General features: G+C 71.4%; 22 protein-coding genes and 1 pseudogene. 13 read left to right on the top strand and 10 right to left on the bottom strand.

Going from position 1 to position 23,790, the window contains the following annotated elements:
* Window positions 1–153 precede the first annotated feature (153 nt).
* A complete protein-coding gene (locus ACFXGI_RS33675) occupies window positions 154–1,428 on the bottom strand; it encodes an ABC transporter substrate-binding protein (RefSeq protein ID WP_384715149.1) in 1,275 nt (424 codons plus the stop codon).
* 180 nt (window positions 1,429–1,608) lie between these two features.
* Here ACFXGI_RS33675 and ACFXGI_RS33670 point away from each other — a divergent pair, with 180 nt between their 5' ends.
* Genes ACFXGI_RS33670 through ACFXGI_RS33660 form a run of 3 tightly spaced genes read left to right on the top strand, consistent with a single transcriptional unit; the run spans window position 1,609 to window position 5,305 of the window.
* Window positions 1,609–2,115: a PadR family transcriptional regulator gene (locus ACFXGI_RS33670; RefSeq protein ID WP_384715146.1), complete on the top strand. Its 507-nt coding sequence runs from the start codon at window positions 1,609–1,611 to the stop codon at window positions 2,113–2,115.
* The gene (locus tag ACFXGI_RS33665) at window positions 2,112–2,930 is read left to right on the top strand and encodes an ABC transporter ATP-binding protein (protein WP_384715143.1); all 819 of its coding nucleotides are present in this window, start codon (window positions 2,112–2,114) and stop codon (window positions 2,928–2,930) included. The genes ACFXGI_RS33670 and ACFXGI_RS33665 overlap by 4 nt, the downstream gene beginning before the upstream one ends.
* Before the next feature lie 2 nt (window positions 2,931–2,932).
* On the top strand, window positions 2,933–5,305 hold the full coding sequence (locus tag ACFXGI_RS33660) for an FtsX-like permease family protein (protein WP_384715238.1): 2,373 nt from the start codon (window positions 2,933–2,935) through the stop codon (window positions 5,303–5,305).
* A gap of 63 nt (window positions 5,306–5,368) precedes the next feature.
* Here the strand turns inward: ACFXGI_RS33660 and ACFXGI_RS33655 are convergent, their stop codons facing one another.
* The 3 genes from ACFXGI_RS33655 to ACFXGI_RS33645 all read right to left on the bottom strand — a co-directional run bounded on the left by ACFXGI_RS33655 (window position 5,369) and on the right by ACFXGI_RS33645 (window position 8,622).
* Window positions 5,369–5,605: a hypothetical protein gene (locus ACFXGI_RS33655; protein ID WP_384715140.1), complete on the bottom strand. Its 237-nt coding sequence runs from the start codon at window positions 5,603–5,605 to the stop codon at window positions 5,369–5,371.
* 16 nt (window positions 5,606–5,621) lie between these two features.
* Window positions 5,622–6,926 (bottom strand): ferric reductase-like transmembrane domain-containing protein, encoded by a 1,305-nt coding sequence (locus tag ACFXGI_RS33650; RefSeq protein WP_384715137.1) that lies wholly within the window; start codon window positions 6,924–6,926, stop codon window positions 5,622–5,624.
* A 331-nt stretch (window positions 6,927–7,257) separates the two neighbouring features.
* Window positions 7,258–8,622, bottom strand: a complete 1,365-nt coding sequence (locus ACFXGI_RS33645) for a pyridoxal phosphate-dependent decarboxylase family protein (protein WP_384715134.1) — start codon at window positions 8,620–8,622, stop codon at window positions 7,258–7,260.
* A gap of 160 nt (window positions 8,623–8,782) precedes the next feature.
* Between ACFXGI_RS33645 and ACFXGI_RS33640 the strand changes: the two genes are divergently transcribed.
* The 3 genes and pseudogenes from ACFXGI_RS33640 to ACFXGI_RS33630 all read left to right on the top strand — a co-directional run bounded on the left by ACFXGI_RS33640 (window position 8,783) and on the right by ACFXGI_RS33630 (window position 10,380).
* Window positions 8,783–9,499, top strand: coding sequence for a ribonuclease H (locus tag ACFXGI_RS33640; RefSeq protein ID WP_384715131.1), 717 nt, complete (start codon window positions 8,783–8,785; stop codon window positions 9,497–9,499).
* Window positions 9,500–9,679: 180 nt separating this feature from the next.
* Window positions 9,680–9,877 (top strand): annotated as a pseudogene (locus ACFXGI_RS33635) (PRC-barrel domain containing protein); the annotation flags it as partial.
* 236 nt (window positions 9,878–10,113) lie between these two features.
* Window positions 10,114–10,380, top strand: a complete 267-nt coding sequence (locus ACFXGI_RS33630; protein ID WP_384715128.1) for a DUF4235 domain-containing protein — start codon at window positions 10,114–10,116, stop codon at window positions 10,378–10,380.
* A 327-nt stretch (window positions 10,381–10,707) separates the two neighbouring features.
* On the opposite strand, the gene ACFXGI_RS33625 is transcribed toward ACFXGI_RS33630, so the two are convergent.
* Complete coding sequence (locus ACFXGI_RS33625; protein WP_384715125.1) at window positions 10,708–11,100, bottom strand: TraR/DksA family transcriptional regulator; 393 nt, start codon at window positions 11,098–11,100, stop codon at window positions 10,708–10,710.
* Window positions 11,097–11,348 carry a DUF6213 family protein gene (locus ACFXGI_RS33620; protein WP_384715123.1) on the bottom strand — a complete coding sequence of 84 codons (252 nt, stop codon included), beginning with the start codon at window positions 11,346–11,348 and terminating at the stop codon, window positions 11,097–11,099. The genes ACFXGI_RS33625 and ACFXGI_RS33620 overlap by 4 nt, the downstream gene beginning before the upstream one ends.
* 288 nt (window positions 11,349–11,636) lie before the next feature.
* Between ACFXGI_RS33620 and ACFXGI_RS33615 the strand changes: the two genes are divergently transcribed.
* From ACFXGI_RS33615 to ACFXGI_RS33600, 4 genes are all read left to right on the top strand, one after another.
* Window positions 11,637–11,753 (top strand): respiratory nitrate reductase subunit gamma, encoded by a 117-nt coding sequence (locus ACFXGI_RS33615; protein WP_384715120.1) that lies wholly within the window; start codon window positions 11,637–11,639, stop codon window positions 11,751–11,753.
* Window positions 11,754–11,843: 90 nt separating this feature from the next.
* Entirely contained in the window at window positions 11,844–12,962 is a 1,119-nt protein-coding gene (locus tag ACFXGI_RS33610) for a glutamate--cysteine ligase (protein ID WP_384715117.1), read from the top strand.
* Between the two features lie 14 nt (window positions 12,963–12,976).
* Window positions 12,977–13,693: a hypothetical protein gene (locus tag ACFXGI_RS33605; RefSeq protein ID WP_384715114.1), complete on the top strand. Its 717-nt coding sequence runs from the start codon at window positions 12,977–12,979 to the stop codon at window positions 13,691–13,693.
* A 121-nt stretch (window positions 13,694–13,814) separates the two neighbouring features.
* Window positions 13,815–13,970, top strand: a complete 156-nt coding sequence (locus ACFXGI_RS33600; protein WP_199813733.1) for a DUF6131 family protein — start codon at window positions 13,815–13,817, stop codon at window positions 13,968–13,970.
* Between the two features lie 95 nt (window positions 13,971–14,065).
* Here ACFXGI_RS33600 and ACFXGI_RS33595 read toward each other — a convergent pair whose 3' ends face one another.
* Both ACFXGI_RS33595 and ACFXGI_RS33590 read right to left on the bottom strand, forming a co-directional pair.
* Window positions 14,066–14,953 (bottom strand): YihY/virulence factor BrkB family protein, encoded by an 888-nt coding sequence (locus ACFXGI_RS33595; protein WP_384715111.1) that lies wholly within the window; start codon window positions 14,951–14,953, stop codon window positions 14,066–14,068.
* 91 nt (window positions 14,954–15,044) lie between these two features.
* Window positions 15,045–16,535, bottom strand: coding sequence for an MFS transporter (locus ACFXGI_RS33590; protein ID WP_384715108.1), 1,491 nt, complete (start codon window positions 16,533–16,535; stop codon window positions 15,045–15,047).
* 256 nt (window positions 16,536–16,791) lie between these two features.
* Here ACFXGI_RS33590 and ACFXGI_RS33585 point away from each other — a divergent pair, with 256 nt between their 5' ends.
* Window positions 16,792–18,015, top strand: coding sequence for a phosphatidylserine/phosphatidylglycerophosphate/cardiolipin synthase family protein (locus ACFXGI_RS33585; protein ID WP_384715105.1), 1,224 nt, complete (start codon window positions 16,792–16,794; stop codon window positions 18,013–18,015).
* 836 nt (window positions 18,016–18,851) lie between these two features.
* Here the strand turns inward: ACFXGI_RS33585 and ACFXGI_RS33580 are convergent.
* Window positions 18,852–19,340, bottom strand: a complete 489-nt coding sequence (locus tag ACFXGI_RS33580) for an isochorismatase family protein (RefSeq protein WP_384715102.1) — start codon at window positions 19,338–19,340, stop codon at window positions 18,852–18,854.
* 404 nt (window positions 19,341–19,744) lie between these two features.
* Between ACFXGI_RS33580 and ACFXGI_RS33575 the strand changes: the two genes are divergently transcribed.
* Both ACFXGI_RS33575 and ACFXGI_RS33570 read left to right on the top strand, forming a co-directional pair.
* Window positions 19,745–20,248 carry a hypothetical protein gene (locus ACFXGI_RS33575; RefSeq protein ID WP_384715099.1) on the top strand — a complete coding sequence of 168 codons (504 nt, stop codon included), beginning with the start codon at window positions 19,745–19,747 and terminating at the stop codon, window positions 20,246–20,248.
* Window positions 20,249–21,397: 1,149 nt separating this feature from the next.
* Window positions 21,398–21,862: a lamin tail domain-containing protein gene (locus ACFXGI_RS33570; RefSeq protein ID WP_384715096.1), complete on the top strand. Its 465-nt coding sequence runs from the start codon at window positions 21,398–21,400 to the stop codon at window positions 21,860–21,862.
* Between the two features lie 979 nt (window positions 21,863–22,841).
* On the opposite strand, the gene ACFXGI_RS33565 is transcribed toward ACFXGI_RS33570, so the two are convergent.
* Window positions 22,842–23,402, bottom strand: a complete 561-nt coding sequence (locus ACFXGI_RS33565; RefSeq protein WP_384715235.1) for a cadmium resistance transporter — start codon at window positions 23,400–23,402, stop codon at window positions 22,842–22,844.
* Window positions 23,403–23,790: the final 388 nt, after the last annotated feature.

Below are 23,790 nucleotides of genomic sequence, written 5' to 3'. Positions count from 1 at the left end.
ATGTTAAGTAGCAGCGACTAGAAGGTGTCAACGATGTGTCCGGAAACAGCGAAAAGCTGGGATGGTTTGTGCAGGTATGCCCGCGTGCACGACGAAGGGCCTCTACTTAACATGTAAGTAGAGGCCCTTCGGAAAGGTCGCGAAAAGGGGTGGTCAGCCCCTGCGGGAGAGGGGTCCGAGCTCGCGCGCGAGCCGCGCCGCGGCCTGCTCCGGCGTCTGGCGCAGCGCCATCACGTCCTGTGCCACGGCCTGCACGGCGAGGCTCACCTGGTCGTAGCGCGGACTCTTGGGGCGTGGCACCGCCGACAGCACGCTCTGGCGGAGCGTGGGCAGGTAGGGGTACGCGCGGACCAGCTCGGGGTCCTCGTACAGCGCGGCGCGCACCGGTGGCAGCGAGCCCTTGGTCAGCACCTGCCGCTGGACCCGTTCGCTGGTCAGGTAGGAGATGAGATCGGCGGCGGAGGCGGGATGGCGCGCATGGCTGCTCACGGCGAGGTCGGAGCCCCCGAGCACACTGGTGCCGGGCCCGTCGGGTCCGGGCAGCGGCACGGCGCCGAACCTGCCCGCGACCTTCGAGCCGCTCGCCCCGGCGTCCGCGTACACGTACGGCCAGTTCCGCAGGAAGAGGAGCCGGCCGTCCTGGAAGGCCTGCCGCGACTCCTCCTCCTTGTAGCCGAGCGCGTCACGGGAGATCCAGCCGTCCCGTACGCCGTCCGCCAGGAAGCGCAGTCCGGTGCGCGCCGCGTCGGAGTCCACCGTCACCCGTGCGCCGTCGTCGCGCAGGATCGAACCGCCCGCCGAGTGCACTGCCTCGGTGACGTTGACGGTGAGGCCCTCGTACGGGAGGAACTGGCCGGCGTACCCGTCCAGTCCGTATTTCGGGGCGATCGTGCGCGCCTGGCGGGCCAGCTCGGCCCACGTGCGCGGCGGTTGCTCGCCCTCCCGGTCCAGGATGTCCTTGCGGTAGTAGAGCAGTCCCGCGTTGGTGACGTACGGGACCGCGTACAGACGGCCGTCGAACGTCGCGGTGTCGACGACCGGGCGCAGGAAGGCGTCCAGGGGGAAGCGGCCGCGGTCGAGCGGGGCGATCCAGCCCGCCGCCGCGAACTCCGAAGTCCAGGCGACGTCGATGTTCAGCACATCGAACCGGTCGCGGCCCGAGCGCAGTTCGCTGATCATCTGCGCCCGGGTCTCGTCGGCCGAGTCGGGCAGTTCGACGAGCGTGACGCGTTCGCCTGGGTGGGCGTCGTTCCAGTCGTCGAGGAGCGGGGGGAGGTAGTCGGTGAGATCGCCCGCCGTCACGAGCGTCAGGGGACCGCGGCCCGCGGAGGCCGCGCCCGCGTCGGAGCGGACGCCGAAACCCGCGTATCCCGCCAGTACCACCGCCGCCACCAGAAGAGTTCTACCCGCGGCACGTGTCCACCGCATAGATTCCTCCCAGCGCACGACGCAGTGCTCGATCCGGCTGCGCCGCCGACCACCGTGGCCTATATATACCCGTTAGGCATGGGCGATACTAGACGTCCAGGCAGACGAGCCGGAGGGCGGCGCCACCCGGCCCGTTGCCGAGTGAACCGTTGACTACGGAGCGGGAAGGAGGGGGAGCGAGTGCGGCTGGCGCTCCTTGCGCTCCTCACCCGTAGCCCTGCGCACGGTTACGAGCTGAAGCAAGACCTTGAGAAGCTCTTGGGCGCCGCGTACCCTCAGCCGAACGTCGGCCAGATCTACGTCACCCTCGGCCGGCTGGAGAAGAGCGGCCTCATCGAAGGCGAGGACGTCGAGCAGTCGGGCCGGCCCAACAAGCGTACGTACAAGCTGACGGACGCCGGGCGCGAGGCCGTGCTGGCCTGGTTCGAGGAGACCGCCGAGGAACCCCGGGTGCGGGACGAGTTCTTCATGAAGCTGGCGCTCGCACCGCAGTCCGGCCTGGCCGACCCCGTCGCCTTGATCAACAAGCAGCGGCGGCAGTACCTCAACACCATGCGGGACCTGTCCAAGCTGGCCGCGGCCGAGGACCGCGACAACAAGATCTCCCAACTGCTGATCGAGGGCGCCATGCTGCACTTGCAGGCCGATCTCGACTGGCTGGAACGCTGTCAGGAGGAGCTGGAATGAGCGACGACGCCACCACGGCTCCGGACGTGCCCGCCGATACCGATACCGTCGCCGCCGCTGGTGCGGTGCCCATCGTGCGTGCCCAGGGCCTGGCCAAGACGCACCACGGCGAAGGCCTGCCGGTGCACGCCGTGCGCGGGGTGGCCCTGTCCGTCCAGCCGGGGGAGTTCGTCGCGGTCACCGGACCGTCGGGAGCGGGCAAGTCCACACTGCTGCACCTGATCGGCGGACTCCAGCGGCCCGACAGCGGGAAGCTGTGGCTCGCCGGAGAGCGGGTGGACGAGTACCGCGAGGCACGCTGGGCGGCCCTCAGGCGCCGCAGCATCGGCGTCGTCTTCCAGTTCTTCAACCTGGTCTCCAACCTGACCGTCGCCGACAACGTCGAACTGCCCGCCCTGCTCGCCGGAGCCTCCCCGAAGGCCGCCCGGGCATCCCGCGCCGAACTGCTCGCCGAACTGGGCCTCGAAGGCCGCGAGCGGTCGATGCCCGGCGAGCTGTCCGGAGGCGAACAGCAGCGGGTCGCGCTCGCCCGCGCACTCGTCAACCACCCCGCGATCCTGCTCGCCGACGAACCGGCCGGCAGCCTCGACAGCAAGGGCACCCGCGAGGTGTTGCGGCTGCTCTCCCGGTTCCACCAGCGCGGCCAGACGATCATCATGGTCACCCATGACGCCCGGATGGCCAGTGCCGCCGACCGCGTCATCAGCTTCTTCGACGGGCGCATAGCCGACGACGCACATCTCGACGGCGGACGGCGCGGGCCGGTCCGCGGCGTCTCCGGGGTACTGGACCTGGATCCGGAACCGAAGCGGTGACCGTGCGGGCCACCCTGCGCTGGGCACACGCCGACTTCCGCGCACACCGGGGCGAAGCACTCTTCGTGGTACTGGCCAGCGCCGGGATCATCGCCTCGCTCCTGCTGGCCGGCGCGCTGTTCAGCTACGCCGCCAACCCCTGGCAGCGGATCTTCAACCAGTCCCACGGCGCCCACATCTGGCTGCACACCCGCGCGGGGGCGGACACGGACGCCTTGGTCGGCCTCGACGGCGTCGCAGCGCTCTCCGGCCCCTACCGCACGACGGCGACGACGGTCGAGGCGCACGGCGCGCGGGCCGGGGTCACGCTGCGCGCGGCCGCCGCGGCACCCCCGGAGACGGGACGGCCGCTCGTCACAGCCGGCAGCTGGCTCAGCCGTCCGGAGTCCGGTACCCGTACCGGCCCGGACGCCGGTACGGGTACGGGTACGGGTCCGGGTACCGCCACTGGTGCCGTCGTACTGGAGGCCTCGGTCGCGCGGGCGCTCTGGGCCGAGCCGGGCGACACCGTACGGGTCACCGGACCGGACGGCGCCCCGCACGCACTGCGGGTGAGCGGCATAGCCGAGGTGGCCGAACCCCGCTACCACCCGGGCGGCGCGGCCGGCACCGGCTGGGTGCTCGACCCGGCCCTCGACGAGATCGCCCACGGGACCACCGGGCAGAGCGTGGGCCTACGCCTGGCGGATCCCGACGACACCGACTTCATCGTCCAGCGCGCCGTGACCGTGCTCGGCGCCGACCGGGTGGCCCAGGTGACCAAGTGGCAGCAGGCACGCGCCGAGGCGGGCGGCGACGACCGGCTCCTCGGCCAGGTGTTCGCCGTCTTCGGGCTCGGAGCACTGCTCGCGGCGGCGCTCGCCGCGGCCGGCGCCATCGGCGCCCGGGTCCGCGGCCAGCTACGGGACATCGCGATCCTCAAGGCCATCGGCTTCACCCCCGGCCAGGTGGCCCGCGGCTTCCTCGTACAGCACCTGGCCTTCGCCCTCCTCGGCGTGACCCTCGGCACGACGGCGATCGCCGTGCTCGGCGCCCGCATACCGGGGCGCATCGGTGAGGCGGCGGCGGTGTGGCAGGACCTGCCGGGTCACACCGGGCTCATGATCGGAGTGCCCTGCGGTGCGGTGCTGCTGATCGCGGCCGCCACCGGGCTGTCGGCCTGGCGGGCCGGACGGGTGCCACCCGTGCCGGTGGCCCGTGCCGCCCTGCCGTCCGCCGCGCCGATGACCGCGCTCGGCAGGCGCGCCCTCGGCATGCGCGTGCCTCCCGCGCTGGTGCTGGGATGGCGCGCGGCGTTTCCGCGCCGAGGCCGGACGCTCGTACCAGTGGCCCGCCTCGCCCTGCCGCTGGTGCTGATCACCGTCGCGCTCGTAGCCTGGTCGACGCTGGACCAGTTCCGCAGCCGGCCCGCACAGACGGGGCTGCCCGCGGCGCTGACCGTACGAGCCGAACAGCCCGCGGGAGCCTCCGACGCGGAACTGGAGAAGATCCTCGCGGCCGCCCCGGATGTCGCCGAGGTCCATCCCGGTGCCGAGGTGGCGGCGCTCGTACCGGGCCAGACCGGCACCATCACGCTGCGCGGGCTGGGCACGGCCGGTTCCCCCTACCCCTCCACGGTGGTGGAAGGGCGCGCGCTCGAGGGCCCGGACGAGGCGGTGGCCGGGCAAGGGCTGCTCGATCTCCTCGGGGTGCGCGTCGGTGCATGGGTGCGGATGACCGTGGAGGGGCGGCCGCAGATCCTGCACCTGGTCGGCCGCTCCATCGAACCCGAATCCGGGGGCCGGGTGATCACCACGACTCTCGACGCACTGCGCGAGCGCGATCCGGCGCTGCGGCCCGGCTTCCACGCCCTGGTGCTGCGCGAGGGCGCGGACCCCCGGACGGTGAGCGCCGCGATCGCCACGGCGGCGGGCGGGACCCTGGAGATCCGGGAGACGCCCAATCCGGCCGACCGGCTGGAGCCGGCGCGCGCGGTGATCGCCGCCCTGATCGCGGTGCTTGCACTGATCGGACTGACGGAACTGCTGACACTGATCAGCACGGGCGTGCGAGACCGGGGCCGGGACCTGCTCGCACTGAAGGCGATCGGGCTGACGCCCCGGCAGATCGGCGCGATGATCGTGACGGCCGCCGCACTGACCGCGCTGGCTGCCGCCGTGGTGGGGACGGTCCTGGGCGTGCTGTCGGGTGGCTGGCTCGTGGACGCGCAGGGCGCATCGAGCGGGATCGGCGCGGGCATCGCACGGTTCCCCTCGGCGCCCGTGTTGTCGGTGGTGGTCGCCGGAGCGGTGCTCGGAGCGGTGGTGGCGGCGCTGGTGCCGGCGACCCGGACCGCCCGGAGCAGGCTGGCGGACTCGCTGAGCGAAACGCTCTGACCGTACGGGCACGGGCCGGTGCGCCGGACCGGAGCGACGGCGATCAGCGCGCGAACTGCGTGCTCAGCGTGCGAGCTGCGTGCTCGGCGTCGTGTCCGGGCCCGGCGCGGCCGGGTCGACGGTCACCGTGATGAGCGTTGCGGCCACCGCGCTGACCAGGGCGAGCCCGGCGGCGAGCCGTCGGGAGGGCGCGGACTTCCGGTGCCGGGCGGCCGCCCGGCGGGCCCGCGGATGCGGCTCGGAAGCAGGCGAGGGCGGCAGCAGATGCGCGGGCTCCCGGGGTGCGGAGTACTGGTTCATCGGAGAATCGGCGTCCTCAGTAGGTGAAGCACTCTGAGTGGATGCGTGCGGACGGGACGCCCGCCCTGAGCAGTGACGTGGTCGTGGCGTCGGCCATGCCGGGCGGCCCGCAGAGGTAGACGTCGCGGTCGGCCAGGTCGGGGACGAGGGCGCGCAGCGCCTGGGGCGCGAGCGGGTCGTACGCGGCGTCGGAGCGGCCCACCAGATAGTGCAGTGCGGCCTTGCGGGACGAGGCGATGGCCTCCAGCTCCTCGCGCAGGACCAGTTGGTCGGCGTCGCCCGCGCGGTAGAGCAGGGTGAGGTCGCCGGGGCTCGCGGGCAGGGACTCGAAGAGGGCGCGCATCGGAGTGATGCCGATGCCGCCCGCGATCAGCAGCACCTTGGGGCGGGTGCGGCGCCGCTCGGTGAGCGCGCCGAACGGGCCGGTCGCCAGGACCCTGGTGCCGGGACGCAGCCCGCGGACCCTGCGGGAGTGCCCGCCGAGGGCCTTCACGGTGATGCGGAGGCGGTCGTCGCGGGCGGGCGCGGAGAGCGAGAACGGCAGGGCGGTGTGCCACAGGCCGCCCCGCAGGAAGCGCCAGCGGAAGAACTGGCCTGGTTCGGCCCGCAGTTCGCGGAGCCTGTCCCCTTGGATGGTGACGGAGACGACGCCGGGGCCCTCGTGTTCCACGGTGGCGACGCGCAGTCCGTGCCGCAGGGCCTGGCGGACCGGGACGATCGCCCGGTACCAGGCGAGCAGTACGCCGACGACGGTGTGCAGCAGGGCCCAGAACCAGGCGGTGAAGGCGGTCACGGCGACGTCGGGGCCGGCCAGCTGGTGGACGAATCCCAGCGCGGCGGCGAGGTAGGTCAGCAGGTGGATGCCGCGCCAGGCTTCGTGCGAGACCCGGCGGCGTACGGCACGGACGGAGATCAGTCCCGCGCCCGCGAGCAGGGCGCCTCCCGCGAACGCGGCGATGAGGGCCGGGTAGCGGAACATGGCCCCGGTGGCGGTCAGCAGGTCGGTCCCGGTGCGCAGAGCGTACACGACGAGGGCGAACAGTCCGTGGGCACCGCACAGGACCAGGACCCAGCGGCCGCCGAAGGCGTGCCAGCGGGCGAGGCGGTCGGCGCCGACGCCGTGCTCGACGGCCGGTACGCGGGCCATCAGGAAGAGCATGACGAGGATGCCGTAACCGGCGAGGAGCCCGCTGAGGTGCGCGGCGGCCCCGATCAGCTCGTCGGGCCGGGCGGAGGGGTGCACCTGGGCGGCCCACAGCAGGGTGACGAGGACCGCACCGGCGGCCAGCCCGGCGCGCAGCCGCTCGGACGCGGTCTTCATCTGAGTCGCCCAGGGCCGGGAGCGCATGGCGGAGTGGGCTGGAGGGTCATGCCAAGGTCCGTTTCGCTCGGTGCTGCTGGGGCATAGCACCGGCAACTATGCGCAAACGCAATCGCTGCGAGCAATGGTGATGCACACAGAATGAGGTCCGTCACGTACAGCGATTTGCGCCTTATATCCCCACATTGGCGGCATATGAGCCCGTACGGAAGGGGCTTGTTGCTCTCTGTAGATGCGCGCTTGGAGAACTCTTTGCACTTTCACACCAGCACCCCAGCGAAGAACATCGGCGTCAGGGCGCACTCTCGGGCGGCGCTCTCCACCCGCGATCTCAACCGGCCGACGCGCGACGGATCGCGGTGAGGGCACGCGTCACGTCCCGGTCCGTCGTCGACCAGTTGCTCACCGAGATCCGCATGACGCGACGGCCGCGCCACGTCGAGCCGCTGATCCACACAGTGCCGTCGGCGAGCAACCGGGCGAGCACCGCTTCGGTGCGTTCGTCGCTGCCGAACTCGGCGCACACCTGGGTGAACACCACATCGTTGAGCACGCTCGCGCCGTCGATCCCGGCGATGCCCGTACCGAAGGCGAGGGCGTGCCGGCACAGCCGCTCGACGAGGTCGGCCACTCCCGACCGGCCGAGGGACCTGAGCGCGGCCCACACGGTGAAGGCCCTGCCGCGCCGGGAGAGTTCGGGAACCTTGTCGATGGGGTCGCCGGACTCGTCCTGGATGAGGTAGTCACCCTGCAGGCCCATGGACGCCCGGACCGCGGACGGGTCGCGCACGACGGCGAGCCCGCAGTCGTACGGGACGTTCAGGGTCTTGTGGGCATCCGTCGCCCAGGAGTCGGCGTCCGCGCAGCCCGCCGTCAGGTGTGCGTACCGCGGCGACGCCGCTGCCCACAGTCCGAAGGCGCCGTCCACGTGCACCCACGCGTCCGACGCGTGCGCCGCACGGACCGTCTCGACGAAGGGGTCGAAGGCGCCGGAGTGGATGTCTCCGGCCTGGAGGACCACGATCGTCGGAATCCGCCCGCCGGCCGCCAGCGCGCTCCGCAGGGCCTCCGGCACGATGCGGCCCTGACCGTCCGACGCCACCGGCTCCGGCCTGCCGAGCCCGAGATAGCGCAACGCCAGGTCAACGGTGATGTGGCGGTCCTCACCCACGAGGACGCGGACCGCAGGCCCGCCCGCGAGTCCGTCGCGGGCGACGTCCCGGCCCGCGCGGCGCAGCACCGCGTCGCGCCCGGCGGCGAGGCAGGTGAAGTTCGCCATCGTGGCACCCGTGGTGAAGCCGACGGCGCTGTCGCCCGGCAGACCGAGCAGGTCGAGCAGCCAACCGCCGGCGACGTCCTCCACCGCCGCGTACGCGGGCGAGACGGCCCGCATCACACAGTTCTGGTCCCACGCGCTGACCAGCCAGTCCGTGGCCAGGGCGGCCGGTTCGGTGCCGCCGATCACGAACCCGTAGAAGCGGCCGCTGGGAAACGCGGTGAGCCCCGGCTCACAGGCCGTGGCCAGCAGGTCGACCACATCGGCCGGCGGGCTCGGACCGTCCGGCAGCCCGGTACCCAGCGCGCGCACGATCTCGTCGACCGAAGCGCGGGCGGGAACCGGGCGGTCGTCCAGGCTCGACAGCCACCGGGTGGCGTGGCCGTAGGCTCGTCGGAGCGCCTCTTCGCGCGCGTCCATACCTCGGACTATGGGACCATCGCCGCCACTGTGCAATCGAGCGGAGCGGTCGTCCGGCACAGCGCCGCGGCGCCGATGCTTACCAGCCCGTTCCGCCTCCCGGTCGGCCGGAATGCCGAGCCGAATTTGTGCCGGGGCGGCCGCGGTGCATGATCGGGGGATGTCAGATCGCATCATTGCCGCCTGCGACGGCGCGGCGAAGGGGAATCCCGGACCGGCTGCCTGGGCGTGGGTCGTCGCCGACCCGCAGGGCCGCCCCGAGCGCTGGGAAGCCGGGCCCCTGGGCCGGGCCACCAACAACGTGGGCGAGCTCACCGCCCTTCAGCGCCTGCTGGAGTCCTTGGATCCCGGAACGGCCGTCGAGGTCCGGATGGACTCCCAGTACGCCATGAAGGCGGTGACCCAGTGGCTCCCGGCCTGGAAGCGCAACGGGTGGAAGACCGCGGCCGGCAAACCCGTCGCGAACCGGGAGCTCGTGGAGCGGATCGACGCGCTGCTGGCCGAGCGGGACGTCGAATTCCGCTACGTTCCGGCCCACAGAGAGGACGGCGACCTGCTGAACGCCATCGCCGACCAGGCCGCCAGTGATGCCGCCGTCAGCCAGCAGGCGGCCGGCACCGCCCTCGGCAACGCCTCGCTCCCCGTACCCGCTCCTGCCCGTGCCTCCGCGCCCCGTACCAAGCCCGCAGCCGGAGCCGGAGCCGGAGCCGGAGCCAAGAAGCCCGCGCGCGGTCGGGGCGGCTCGATCAAGGCGAAGTTCCCCGGCAGCTGCCCCTGCGGCAGGTCGTACGCGGCCGGTGACCAGATCACCAAGCTCGGCACCCGCTGGGGCCACCCGGGCTGCGCCGCCCCCGTACCGAGCGACGCCCCGGCGTAGCCCGCGAGCCCCCGTCGGCCGCCGGCCGGTCTGCTTTCGACGCCGGTGGCCGTCTGGGAGGAGCAGTTGTTCGCTGGACTTCGTGTGCCGAACCAGGTTCTGGTCGGCGGGTGTGAGACCGCCTCCGAGGGGCAGGCGCGCTGTGATGAGGCTCCTGCCCGACCAGCATGGAGGCATTTCATGACGGAGAACGTGTGGGGCCATCGCGAGCCCTCGGGCCATCTGGAGGGCATCGACCTGACGGGATTCAAGGTCGAGGCCGTCGACGCCGGCATCGGCAAGGTCGACAAGCACTCCGACGAAGCCGGCTCCGCCTACGTCGTGGTGGACACCGGTCCGCGGATCTTCGGCAAGGAGGTCCTCCTCGCGGTCGGCACAGGCAAGCCCGCCGGGAGGTCGAAGACGCCGTCATGCCGGGCCGCCACGACCGCGAAGCCGGAGACGCGCTGACGCCGAGTGCCGAGCCCAGCGCCGGGCAGGCGAGCGGGACCGCTCCGGGGGCTGACCTGGCGGCAGACTCCGGCAGGGCGTCTCCTCGACGCTCAGGCATGGGGGAGCGAGCCGCGTCGGGGTGAGCAGGGAAGAGCGCCAGGGACGAGGAACGGAGGCGTGCGATGAAGGCATCGAAGGTGGCCTACAAGCCGGTCGGGCTGGCCCTGGGCGCAGGCGCCGGCCTGCTGGCCGGCGCGCTCTTCAAGGAGGTCTGGAAACTCGCCGGGCACGAGGACGACGTCCCGAACGCCACTGACGAGGAACGGCACTGGCGCGAGATACTGATCGCCGCCGCCATCCAGGGTGCGATCTTCGCCCTGGTCAAGGCGGCCGTCCAGCGCTCCGGGGCCGTTGCCGTACGGCGCGTGTCGGGTACCTGGCCCGCCTGAGCCGGCAACCGCGTACGGCCGCCCTGCTTGTCCACGCCGCACCACGCCGACTGGGACAGGCCCCGTGCCCACCGTGCCGGCACCAGATCGACCCCGACGGCCACGCGACCCCGCCGGCCATCGTCTAGGTCGTGTCGTCAAAGTCCCGTCTGGTCGGCGGGGCCTGGCACGCACGCTCGCCGCGTTGTCGTCGGTCATCGACGTCCCCCAGCTACCGCTGGGAGGTGCCCCCACCGCGTCGATTCCCTCCTCCGCCTTGCGATCGCACGCACCAGACCCCGCCGACCCCGCCCTCTCGGGCGGCCGACGCCACTTTGACGACACTCCCTAGGGGGTGGCCGGCCGCTGTCGCAGGCCCGCCTCGGCGCAGCGTACGCATGTGGCCGCTTCGGGCCGCGCCTCCAGGCGTGCCGCCGAAATGCGTCGGCCACAGCCTTCGCACCACCCGTACGCACCCCGCTCCAAGCGGTCCAGCGCCCGGTCGATCTCCTCCAGGTGCTCGGCCGCCCGGCTCAGCAGGGATGCGACGTGGGCGCGCTCGAACGCGGTGCTCGACCCCTCCGGATCGTGCTCGTCGTCGACCGCCACCAGGGCGTTCGCCTCGACGATGCCGTCGAAGTCGTGCTTCAGAGCCGCGATCTGCGCGGTCGTGGAAGCCCGCGAGAGCTCCAGTCGCTCCCGCTGGGAGGCGGACTCGTCGGAGGCCGACAGGCCGTTCACGTGCGCGCCTCGGGCGCCTGGTCCGGCCGCGAGGCGCAGGCTATGCACTCCGCGTCGATCTGGTCGGCGAGCTGGGTGAGGGCCTCGCTCATGGCCCGCACCGTCTCGGGATCGGTGTCGGGGGAGTCGTCCTCCACAGCGGCCGTCCAGCCCTCGGCCACTCCCCGCAGGAGCGCCGTCACCTGCTCGGCCGGGATGATCACTCCGCCTTCCTCCGTGGGGATCAGCGGCAGGGCGAACGAGTGCATGGACCGCTCCTCCTCTCGTGCGGTGCGGACGTCGTGCGGTGCGGACGAGATGGTCGTCCCCCGAAGGGCTACCCGGTCGCTGCGGGTACAACCGGCGATCGCATGAGGAGGATCCCTGCCCAAGAGCTCGCCAAGATGCGTTGTCGATACGTTCGACCGGCGGCAGGTGACCCGCGTCGCACCCGTCCGCGCGCAGTCTGTGCATGACCCACCCACGGTCAGCCGGACCTCACAGAAAGGCCGGCTGCGCCCGTCTCCCGAAAGGGGCCACCACGTGAAGCGCGGGGCGTGTCCGTCTGGTGCCGTTCCCTCCTGGCCCTCGCCCCCGACGTCCCCGCCATGGCGAACGCCCCACTGCCGTACCGGCTCCGCGCGCTGCTCGCCATGACCCTGTTCGCCCAGTGAGCCGGGCGTCCGGGTCAGAGCGCGGATGGCCGACGCGGAAGCGGGCATACGCCCGGGGGAACGGCACGGAGAACAAGCGGAGGGTCCCGCATGCGCAGCGTCGGCGTCGAAGAGGAACTGCTGCTGGTCGATCCGCGGACGGGGCAGCCGGCGGCCTCCGCCGGCGCGGTGCTGGCGTCGGCCCTGCGCTCCGGAGGCCGGGCGGCCGGCGCCGGCGGGGAGATCCCGCTGGAGAAGGAACTGCACAAGGAACAGGTCGAGTGCGCGACCCGCCCGCTGACCCGGATGGACGAACTCGACCAGGAGATCCGCCGCTGGCGCGCCGAGGCCGCGCGGCACGCGGAAGACGCCGGCGTCCTGGTGGCGGCCCTCGCCACCTGCCCGCTGCCGGTGGAGCCCTCGCTGAGCGTGGGCGAGCGCTACCAGTGGATCGCCCGGCAGTTCGGCCTGCCCGCGCAGGAACAGCTGACCTGCGGGTGCCACGTGCACGTGGCGGTCGACTCCGACGAGGAGGGCGTGGCCGTTCTCGACCGCATCCGGCCCTGGCTGTCCGTCCTCACCGCGCTGAGCGCGAATTCACCGTTCTGGCAGGGAGAGGACACCACGTACGGCGGCTACCGCGGCAGGGTCTGGAACCGCTGGCCCTCGGCAGGCCCCGTGGACGTCTTCGGCTCGCCCGAGCGCTACCACGAGCGGGTACGGGCCATGGTCGCCACGGGGGCCATCCGCGACGAGGGGATGATCTACTTCGACGCGAGGCTGGCCGCCTCCTACCCGACGGTGGAGATCCGCGTGGCGGACGTCTGCCTGGACGCGTCGACCGCCGTACTGCTGGCTGCTCTGGTACGGGGCCTGGTGGACACAGCGGCCCGGGACTGGCGGGAAGGCGAGCCGTCGCCCGCGGCCGATACGAGCCTGCTCCGGCTCGCCGCCTGGCGCGCGGCCCGGTCCGGGCTCGACGGACCGCTGATCCACCCGGCCACCCTGTGCGAGGACTCCGCCGAAACCGTGGTCCGGGGCCTGTACGACCATGTGCGGGAGGCTCTGGAGGACAACGGGGACGCCGGCTTCGTCAAGGCCGGCCTGACCGAACTGCAGTCCCGCGGCAACGGCGCCCGCGTGCAGCGGGAGCTGCTGCGCACGGGTGGTGACCTGGCCGCCATGGTGCTCCGGTGCGCCCGGCGCACCCTCGGGGGCCACGCCGGGTAAGGAGAATCGCAACCATGTCGCGAAGACGAGCCGATGCCCCGGCGACGCACCCCCGGCACGAACGGCGTGGGGAGGCGCGGGCGCCTGCCGTGGTCGCCACACTCACCGCGATCACCCTCTACCTGGCGCTGCCCCAGCAGCTGCTCGTCGCGCCCCGCTACGTGCTGCCCGCCCTGGAGGTTCTGCTGCTCCTGCCGCTGATCGCGATCAACCCTCGGCGGCTGACCCGCCAGACCAAGACCTTCCGGATCCTGTCGCTCACGCTCGTCCTGCTCATCGTGATCAGCAACCTCGTGGCCCTCGGCATCCTCGTCCACGAGCTTCTCAACGCCCAGGTCGAGGACGGGCGGGCCCTGCTGGTCGCGGCGCTGCAGGTCTGGCTGACCAATGTCATCGCCTTCGGCCTGGCCTACTGGGAACTCGACCGCGGCGGTCCCGTCAGCCGCACCCAGCTGCCACGTGACCAGCTTCCGCTGGCGGACTTCCGGTTCTCCCAGGACGAGAACGACGACGCGGTCGGGGAGGTCGCGGACGGAGCGAGCGGAACATCCGACTGGGTACCCAGCCTGCCGGACTACCTGTACGTGTCCGTCACCAACTCGACCGCCTTCAGCCCGACGGACACCATGCCGCTGTCGACGCGAGCCAAGCTGCTGATGAGCGTCCAGAGCGTCTCGGCGCTGCTGACCTCGCTCCTCGTGATCGCCCGCGCGGTGAGCATCCTGCACTGAGCCCGTTCGGCACGGCGTGCGGTACCGCACAGATAGAGACGGAATTCGGGGGCAGACGCCGTCTGAGGCGCCACGGCGGTGCAACCGTTCCGCCGAACTCAACGTGAGAACGAGGTATGTGATGATCGCCGTCGGACTGATTCTCCTGCTCATCGGATTTCTGACCGGAATCTCCCTCCTGTGGACCATCGGCGTCATCCTGCTGGTGGTGGGCGCGGTGCTGTGGCTCCTGGGCTCGGTCGGGCACGCGGTCGGCGGCCGGCGCCACTATTGGTGACCGCACCCTGCGGTACACGGCGCGGGCGGGGCCCCTCACGGGGCCCCGCCCGCGCCGTTTGGCGGCGTTCAGCCTCAGGCCGTTCGCGGCGCCGATCAGGCGCGCGGTGCGGCGGCCGGCTCTCGGGCCCGTTCGGCGTTGAACTGGGCCCCCGTGAGCAGGGCCAGATTGGCGATCCAGAGCCAGACCAGGAAGACCACGATGCCGGCCAGCGAGCCGTAGAGCCTGCCGTAGGTGTCCAGCTCCGTGTACAGCGTGAACAGCACCGAGGCGGCCAGCCAGAGCAGGGCTGCCAGTACACCGCCGGGCAGGCCGCGGCGGGTGCCCCGGCTCTGGGCCGGTCCGGTCCGGAAGAGGACCAGCACCAGGAACGTGACGGCCGCGAGCAGTACGGGCCAGCGCAGGAGCGCGATGGCCTCCGGGCTGCTCCCACCGACGGTCTGCACCACCCGCCGGGCCAGCGGCCCGGACACGACCAGCCCTGCGGCGGCGACGACGAGCAGGACCAGCAGCAGCGCCGCGTTCACGATCAGCAAGTGGGCCGCGCGCAGCGGGGGCCGCCGGTCGGGCACCTGGTGCATCGCGTGCAGGGCACGGCGGAACACCGCCAGATAACTGCACGCCGACCACAACGCACTCAGCACCCCGCTGATCAGCAGGGCCCACACCGACGCCTGCTCCGCCGCGAGACCGCCGAGCGCGTCGCGCAACACCTGCGCCGACTGCGGCGGAGCGTACGAGGTGAGCTCGGCGATCAGCCGGTCCCTCGTCGCCCCGCCCTGCAGTCCCACGAGGGAGACCGCGATGACGAGCGCGGGCAGGAGCGCCAGGACGGCGTAATAGGTGAGAGCGGCCGCGTGGTCGGCGAGGTTGTCGGTCCACACGCGGGCGGCCGTACGCAGCAGCGCGGCGCGGGTGCGCGCCGCGAGGGCGGCGCCGGGCGGACAGCTGCGATGTGATGCGGTGCGGGGTATGTCGGTCACGCTGCGCGCGTGCCCGACATGGCCCGTCCGCATGCGCCGGCTGAGCACCCTGGTCCCGGCCGCACGGGTGCGCAGCGCCGCCGACCAGTGGTCAGCCGGAGGAAGCGGTCGGCTTCGCCACCGACAACGGCTCGGCGATGTCCTCCAGCGAACGACGCTCCGCCTTGACCGCCAGGAACGCCGCCACCAGACCTGCGGCGCACATCAGCGCGGCGCCGATCCGGAAGGCCAGCGCCGTGTCACCCACCACGCCCGACTCGGTCAGGTCGGCGAAGATCAGCGGGCCGCTGATACCGCCCGCCGCGGTACCCAGGGCGTAGAAGAAGGCGATGGCCATCGCCCGGGTCTCCATGGGAAACACCTCCGACACGGTCAGGTACGCGCTGGAGGCACCCGCCGACGCGAAGAACAGCACCACGCACCAGCAGGCCGTCATCGTCGTCGCCGTCAGCGAACCCCGGTCGAACAGCCACGCCGTCCCGAACAGCAGCACACCCGACAGCAGATACGTGGAGGAGATCATGATCCGGCGCCCGACCGTGTCGAACAGCTTCCCGAGCAGCAGGGGGCCGAGGAGGTTGCCCGCGGCGATGACGGCGAAGTAGTAGCCGGTGTGCCCCGTCGGCACGTCGAAGAACGTCGTGAGGATCGTGCCGAAGCCGAAGGTGATCGCGTTGTACAGGAACGCCTGCCCGATGAACAGCGACAGCCCGAGGACCGCACGGCGCGGATAACGGCCGAAGACCGTCCTGGCGATGAGACCGAACCCGATGCTCTTGCGCTGCTGGATGGTGATCTCACCGGCCGGCGGCGGCAGCCGCTCGCCCTTCTCCTCCTCGATCCTCCGCTCCACGGACGACACCAGCTCCTCGGCGTCCTCGTCCCGGCCGTGGATGAACTGCCAGCGCGGGCTCTCCGGAACGTGCCGCCGCACGAGCAGCACGACCAGTCCGAGGACGACCCCGAGGGCGAAGCTCAGCCGCCAGCCGAGGTTCTGCGGAAAGATGTCGGTGTCCAGCATCACCACGGACAGCAGGGCGCCGCCGATCGCGCCCAGCCAGTAAGTGCCGTTGATGATGAGGTCGACCCGGCCCCGGTAGAGGGACGGGATCAGTTCGTCGATCGCCGAGTTGATGGCCGCGTACTCGCCTCCGATACCGAAACCGGTGAGGAAGCGGAAGAGGAAGAACCACCAGGACTCGAACGACAGCGCGGTCATCGCGGTCGCACCCAGATAGACGACCAGCGTCACCATGAAGAGCTTCTTGCGGCCGTAGCGGTCGGTCAGCCAGCCGAAGAACAGCGCCCCCGAGCAAGCTCCCGCCACATAGAGGGCGGCGGCGACGCCGGTGACCTGGGCGGCGGTGATGTCCAGGCCGCTGCCCTCCTCGGCGAGACGTCCGGCGACGTTGCCGACGATGGTGACCTCAAGCCCGTCGAGGATCCAGACGGTACCGAGGCCGATCACGATCATCCAGTGCCACCGGGACCACGGCAGACGGTCGAGACGGGCCGGCACGGCTGTGGTCACCGTGCCCATGGTGGCCGGCGCGGAGTCCTCCGGCGACGAGGCGGATGCCATCGTTCCCTGCTCCCTCCTGCTCGATCCCCCCACCCTGCCGGGTGCCCACGAACCGTCCGGACATGCCGCCCCGGCCACGCGGCCCGGCGTCGGACGGCTCCCACCATGCGCGCGGCCCCGTTCGCACCGGCCACGACACACGGAAACGAAGAACACGACCGAGGCGCCGTGCCGGCGGGTGCGTTCAGGCGGCGCCCAACGGGGCACACGGTGTCTGCACTCCTTTCCCCCCAACCCGTTCGGTCCAGGAGACGCCATGACCCTCACGCAAGAGTCCGCCGAGTCGATCCCGGAGCTCCCGCGGACGCTGAGCGTGCCGACCGCCGACGCCCGCGTGGCCCGGCTCCGGCGCCGCCTGGAGCGCCTGATAGGGATAGCGGCGACCGAAGGCAACGCCCTCACCCCCTTGCGCAACGGGGACGAGATATTCGCCGCGATGCTCGCCGGCATCCGCAGAGCCCGGCACACCCTGGACATGATGACCTTCGTGTACTGGAAGGGCGAGATAGCCCGCGACTTCGCCCGGGCCCTCGCCGATCGGGCCCGCGCCGGAGTACGGGTCCGGCTCCTGCTCGACGGCTTCGGCAGCCGGCTGATCGAGAGGGAACTGCTGGACGCCATGGAGGAGGCCGGCGTACAGGTGGCCTGGTTCCGCAAGCCCCTCCGTCTCTCCCCGCTCAAGCAGAACCACCGCTGCCACCGCAAGGTCCTCGTCGTCGACGAGGAGACCGCGTTCACCGGCGGGGTCGGCATCGCCGAGGAATGGTGCGGCGACGCCCGCAACGAACACGAATGGCGCGACACGCACGTCGAGGTCCGGGGACCCGCCGTGGACGGGATCGCCGCCGCGTTCGCGCAGAACTGGGCCGAGTGCCACGACGAACTCTTCGACGACCGCGACCGGTTCGTCGACCACCGCCCGCAAGGCGACGCGATCGTGCAGGTGGTACGCGGCTCGGCCAGCTTCGGCTGGCAGGACATGCAGACTCTGGTGCGGGTCATGCTGGAATCCGCCGAGGAACGCTTCCGCCTGGCAACCGCCTACTTCTCACCGGACGCGTACTTCGTCGAGCTGCTGTGCGCGACGGCCGGACGCGGGGTCGACGTGGAGATCCTCCTCCCCGGCCCCCACACCGACAAGCGGGTATGCCAGCTCGCGGGCCAGCACCACTACGAGGACCTCGTCGCCCGCGGGGTGAAGATCTACCAGTACCAGCCGACGATGATGCACGCGAAGATCATCACCGTCGACCGTGTCGCCGCGCTGGTCGGATCGACCAACTTCAACCGGCGCTCCCTCGACCACGACGAAGAGGTGATGCTCGCCGTTCTCGACGAGCGGTTCACCGGGGTCCTCGACGCACACTTCGACGAGGACATCGCGGCGAGTGAACTCATCCTGAAGGGCCGCTGGCACAGGCGCTCCACCCTGCAGCGGGCCCGGGAACTGGCGGTGCAGCCGATCCGCCGCTTCCTGTGAGCTCCCCGACGGGCGTATGGCGCTCGCGCCATGGGTACGGGGACGGCACCAATCGTAGTGGTCCACGGCATGTTCGATTTCCTGCGGGGCGCGACGCCCCCGAAGCGGCCGAGCGCCGCGCGCTGAGCTGGCAGCGGCGGCTCGCCGAGAGTCTTGCACGGTGTCACCGGACACACGGGTCCCGGAGCTGGAGGTCGCCTACTACGCGCACCTGCTGCGCCGGGAACTGCCCGGGAACTGCCGGGAACGCCCAATCCGGCGAGAGAACACCGGACTTCGACGACCTGGACAAGGGCGAGGCGTCCGAGGTCGCGGAGTGGCTCACCGCCGCGGGGGTGAAGGTGCCCGAGGACGCCATGAACCTCGGTATGGCACCCGTGGAATGGATGCTCGGCCAATTGCCGGAAGGGCGCGGCAACCGCCTCACCGACCGGCTGGGGGAGCAGACGTTCGACCGCGTCCAGCAAGCCATCGTCTCCAACCTGCGCGAGGTGGAGGCGTACACCACCTGGCCGGAACGACGCCGCCTGGTGCGCGAGAGCATCGCGGACACGATCCGCCGCGCCGCCCCCGACATCGTCATCGCCCACTTCCTGGGCACCTACACGACCTGGGAGGCCCTGCACGCCAACCCCGACATCAAGGTCGAACTCCTGCTCACCCTCGGCTCCCCGCCGAGGGTCCCCGCGCTCACCCGGCGCCTCGATCCAGAGACGATCGTGTCCACCTCTGACGCTGCCGTGCCCGCGGCCCGGGCCCGGTGGGTCCGGCCTTGGCCCCGGCTTCGCCGCCTCGGGGACGGCGGGATCGTACGGACGACCGTGGGGGAGCCGGTGTCAGGTGTAGTCGGCGGTGTTGCGTACCTCGCCGAAGCGGGGGAATGTGCGTTCTACGGTGAACTCGTGCTCGTCCGCGGCCAGGCCGGACATGGCGTCGGCGACGAACTCGAGCTCGTAGCCGTGGTCGGCCGCGGCTCGTGCGGTGGATTCGACACCCATCGTGGTGACCAGGCCGGCGAGTACCACGGTGTCCACGTCGAGTTCGCGCAGCTGCTTGTCCAGGTCGGTGCCGTAGAACGCTCCGATGGTGCGCTTGACCAGGGTGATGTCGCCTCCCTGGACCAGGCCGTCGGCGAAGTCGCTGCCGGGCGGCTGCTGGGCAACGTTCGGGCGGTCTACCCGGACCAGCACCACTGGCTGACCAGCGGCCCGGAATGCCCTGGCCAACGCGCTGCAGCGCGCGAGCACTTCGTCCCCGGAGTGAGGTGCGAGCGGGAGCCCGATGATGCGCGGCATGACGTCGATGAGGATCAAGGCGGTGGTCATGGCCATGATCGTAGGCCGTTCGGTGCACCCGACGGGGGAGGGTCAGGCGGGGACGGCGTCTGTCCGGCCCGGCGCGTTGACGGCCCACCCAGGCTCCCGCTCGCCACCGTCGCGCCGGCAGGCGCCGCTCGGCGCCCGGCAACGGGTCCCGACGGCGCCGCTCTCGTGCTGGTGCCGCGGACGGCCGCCTCGACGTCGGCCCCGCCCTTCGCCGATCGTCGGCCTCCTGACCCCGTACGGCCCGCTGCTTGCCTGGCGTGCGCCAGCTCCGAGTACGAGCTCTTGACGCCCCCGCGCGCCGACCGGCTGGCACCGCGGGACGCTCGTAGGCGGCCGTCATGCTCGGCCTGCGTGTCTGCGATGCTTCATGGCGCGGCCCTGATCGACAAACCGGAGAATTGGCCATGACCGGCATCGAGTTCCTCGCCTCGTTCATCGCGACCGGGCGCCTGCACGGCATCGGCATCGGTTCCACCCTCGCCGAGGTGGACCGTGCGCTGCAGCACCGCCGCGTCGATGTCGTCGGCGAGGGCGGAGTCTCGCTGCGCCGCGACTACGGGTTCGTCGAGTTCTATTTCAACCCCGGGGAGGAGTGGGTGATGTCCGGCGGCTCGATCGAGCTGCACCGCCTCGCGAACGCCCCGGAGCCGGCGGCCCGGTGGGCCGCGTGCACGGGCGTCGAGTTCGCCCCGTACACGGCGTGGGCCGAGGTACGGAAGGCGCTCTCCGAGGCGCCTGCGGTCCCGGAGTTCACCATCAGCGACCAGGGAGGCTTCCTGGAGTACCGGGCGGAGAACTCCTGCGTGTCCGTAGTCGTCGTGGACGACGAGGAGGAGGAAAGGGGCTACCACGCGGGCCACGGGGACGTGTGGAGCGTCAGCCTGTGGGCCCCCGTACGAGCGAGCTGACCCGCTGACCTGGGTGCGCGAGGAGGGTATCCGCGCGGTTCACCCCGAGTCGATCCACGAAGGGCCCCCACCGGCCGGCCCTACTTGTCGTCGTAGTAGCCGAAGATGTCGATGACCAGGTCGGCGGCGTCCCAGCCCTGGTTCCAGAGGTCGACGATGCCGTGGGCACCGGTGCTCGTCCGAACCAGGTTGGCGACGGTTTTGCCCGCCGTCCACTTCAGGGTGGAGGACGCCGGACGCTCCGGAGTGACGGCGGTTCCGTCTGCCGGACGCGCGTGACCGGCACGTGGGCGGCATGGCCGCTCGCGGCGCTGTACGCGCCTGTGCGCCGTGGCGGAACTCGTGCGGGAACTCCGCGGACGTCGATGACGCCGCAGGCCCGGCCGTCCGCGGCCTCACCATCGACCCGTCCTCGCCGGGCCGATGGCCGCGCCGCTCGGCCGGGCCGAGCGGGTCTGCCCCTGGCGGTTCAGCGGGCACGATCTGGAGCGTGACCGAGCACGCCCGGAACCCCGGATGCTCATGTATCTGGGCACGGTGGTACTCGATCGTGCTGCCGGTACCCCGGCAGGAGTCGGGCTCCGCGACCGACGCCTTCATCTGCCCGAAGACGAAGGCGACCACTTCATCCGGTCCCGCGGTAACCGTCTGTGCTTGGTGTAGTGCTTCGCCAGCAGCGCGAAGCCCAGCCGCGTCGCGCTTTCCCGCCACGAGCTCCGGCTCGTGCATGCCCACCGGCTTCGGGTTCGGCGCTCGGTTGGCCGCAAGGTGCGAAATTTTCTCCGTATTTGGACGTGAGTGCGAAGAACTTCGCAGAACGGTTGTTACTTGGTCAGCTGGTCCGGTTGGGTGAGGCGTGCCGTAAGTGCGCCGCGTGGTGCGCCGGAGTGCACTGTTCCGGTATGCGGCTGGTGGTGTGGGTGGGTGTAGCGGGCAGTGGATGTCAGGGCCCTGCCCGGTTGGTATGTGTGTGGTGTGCAAGTGAGTGTGACGGGAATGTCCTGCTCCGGTAACCGGCCCCGGCGGGGGCTGCGGAGGTGTGGGGGCGGGGTCGAGAGTGTGGCCCTCGGCTCATCCGGGCCGGGAACCCACACCGCCTCACCGGCATGTTTCGGCTGGTGGAGCGCTGTTCTTCAGGGAGCTTCGCTCATGACTTCTGTTTCTTCCTCCGTTCGCCGTATCGCCGCCACCGTCCTGGCCGCCGGGGCCGTGGTCGGCGCGGCGTCGCTGCCGGCGGCCGCCCAGGACGGTCACCACCAGCGTCCGCGGGTGGAGATCAGCCGGGTGCAGGCCGACAGCCCCGGACGCGACGACCACTCGAACCGCTCCCTGAACGCGGAATGGGTCGAGATCACCAACACCACCCGCGACGCCGTCAACCTGCGCGGCTGGACCCTGCGCGACAGTGACGGCAACCGCTACCGCTTCGACAACGTCCGCATCAACGCCCGCGCCACGATCCGCATCCACACCGGCAACGGCCGCGACACCCGCACCGACCTCTTCCAGAACAGCCGCGAGTACATCTGGGGCAACCAGGGCGACACCGCCACGCTGCGCGATGACCGCGGGCGCACCGTCGACACGGAGTCGTGGGGCCGGCGTCACCACTGACCGGCGTGCTACCGCGGGCCGTCACCCTTCACCGGGTGGCGGCCCGCACGGCCGTGTAGGACGTGGTGGCGATGGCGGGTTGGCGACGGCGCGTCGGGGCAGCGTGCCGGCAGCAACGAGCCGGCGCCGCTGTCGAAGTCGATCACCGCGTCGAGCCGTCGAGTGAACGCGAGAGTGAGACATGGCAGCCGCCGCGCCACCACATGAGCAGCGCGTGACACCACCGGCCGGACCCGTGGACGCCCACGGGGGCTGGGCCGCAGTGGAGGCATCGATCGGTACCCGGCTGCCCGACGACTACACAACGGCATCGAGTGGCAGGGCGTCCACCCCACGGAATCTCCCGAACAGGACCGTGAGCGATACCCGTATCCTCTGAGGGCTGGTACGAGACGCATGCCCTGGGCGCGGCCGAGTTCATCGAGAGCTGGGCCCGCGGACACGCCGGCTCCGAACTGCTCGCAGACATGGAGCCGGGCCTCGCACCGTGGTTCAACACCTTCCGTTCCCGCACGCACCGGTGCCTGCTCCTGTCCGAAGGCCCCTTCTCCTACCCCGAGCACCTGCGGATCCTGCGCGAGGCACTGGCTCCCACCGCCGACCGGGGCTCGTGGCGCTCCGAGCATGACGAGATGCGACAAGATCACTTCGCGACCGTCGATGCGGACCGGCTGCTCACCTACGACGCGTCCCGCCCGGAGACAGCGGGCAGGTCCAGCAGCGCCCCTTGCCGGATCACCTTCCAGCGGCCGGCGGACAGGACCGGCAACCCTCCTGATCGGAACGACGCGATGGCAGAAGCCGGAACGGCTGCCGGACACGGCCCTGCCGCCGTCCTCGAAGAGTTCCGAGGAGTAGCCGAGTGGATCCCGTCACCGACGCCGCGGGATGGGGACTCGGCCTGCGGCGTCGGCTCCCACTTGGGAGGCGGCCGGTGTCGTGAGGGTTTCGAACTGGTCCGGTGCTGTGCCGCCCGGGGTCACAGGCCGAAGGCGCCGCCTTCGATGAGGATGAGCAGGCCGATGGCGATCAGGACCAGGGGCAGCAGGACGTGGCCCCAGCGCGCGAGGGCTCTGGCGATGACGGGTCGGGTGGCGAAGAACCTGCCCGCGAAGCACCACACGGCCACGAGGACGAGGAACACCGCGGCGTACACGCTCATCCCGCCGATGCCGGCGGTGGCGAAGACGGGCACATAGACGCCGATGTTGTCGCCGCCGTTGGCGAAGGTGACTGCGGCGACCTCCAACGGGCTCGGTCCGCCGTCCTTGGCAACCTCCTGCTCCTCTTCCTGGTCCCCGCTGCCGTCGCGGTGGTCCTTCCATGCCTGCCAGGCGGCCTTGAAGCCCAGGGCGAGCGGCAGCAGGCCGAGGTACGGGATGGCCGACTCAGGCAGGAAGGTGGCGCCGAAGGCGGCGGCCACCGCCACGGCGAGGATTGCTGCGAAGCCCAGGTACTGGCCCAGCAAGATCCGGCGGGTGGACCCGGGGTGGCCGGCGCCCTGGGCGAAGAACAGGGCCAGGATCAGGATGTCGTCGATGTTCGTGACGGCGAACAGCCCGGCTGCCTGCCCGACGATGCCGAGGTCCGCGAGTAGGTGCTCTCTTTCGATGCGAGTGTCCCGGTGACGCTACCGGGAGCCCGTACCGCGGTGATCGCGGGGCCAAGGCTCAGTGCTGTGCCCGTCCCTCCCCCCATCCCTGCAGCGTAAGTGCCGCGGGCTGTCAGGCTGCTGGGCGGTGGACGCTGACAAGATCCCCGTCGCCGATGAGCAGCGCCCCGGCTACCGACGTCGCCGAGCTCATCGGTCCTGCCCGGCGACGGTGCTGCCGCGCTAGGGCGTGTTGTGAAAGTGCTGGTCACAGCCATTCGTTGATGGCTGCGACCAGCACGGTCGCTTCGTAGCGGACTGCGAGTTTGTCGTACCT

Origin of the sequence: Streptomyces sp. NPDC059355, assembly GCF_042752335.1 — a bacterium.
Classification (GTDB): Bacteria; Actinomycetota; Actinomycetes; order Streptomycetales; family Streptomycetaceae; genus Streptomyces.
Note: the sequence above shows the minus strand (reverse complement) of the source record. Positions and strands in the feature narration are given on the sequence as shown.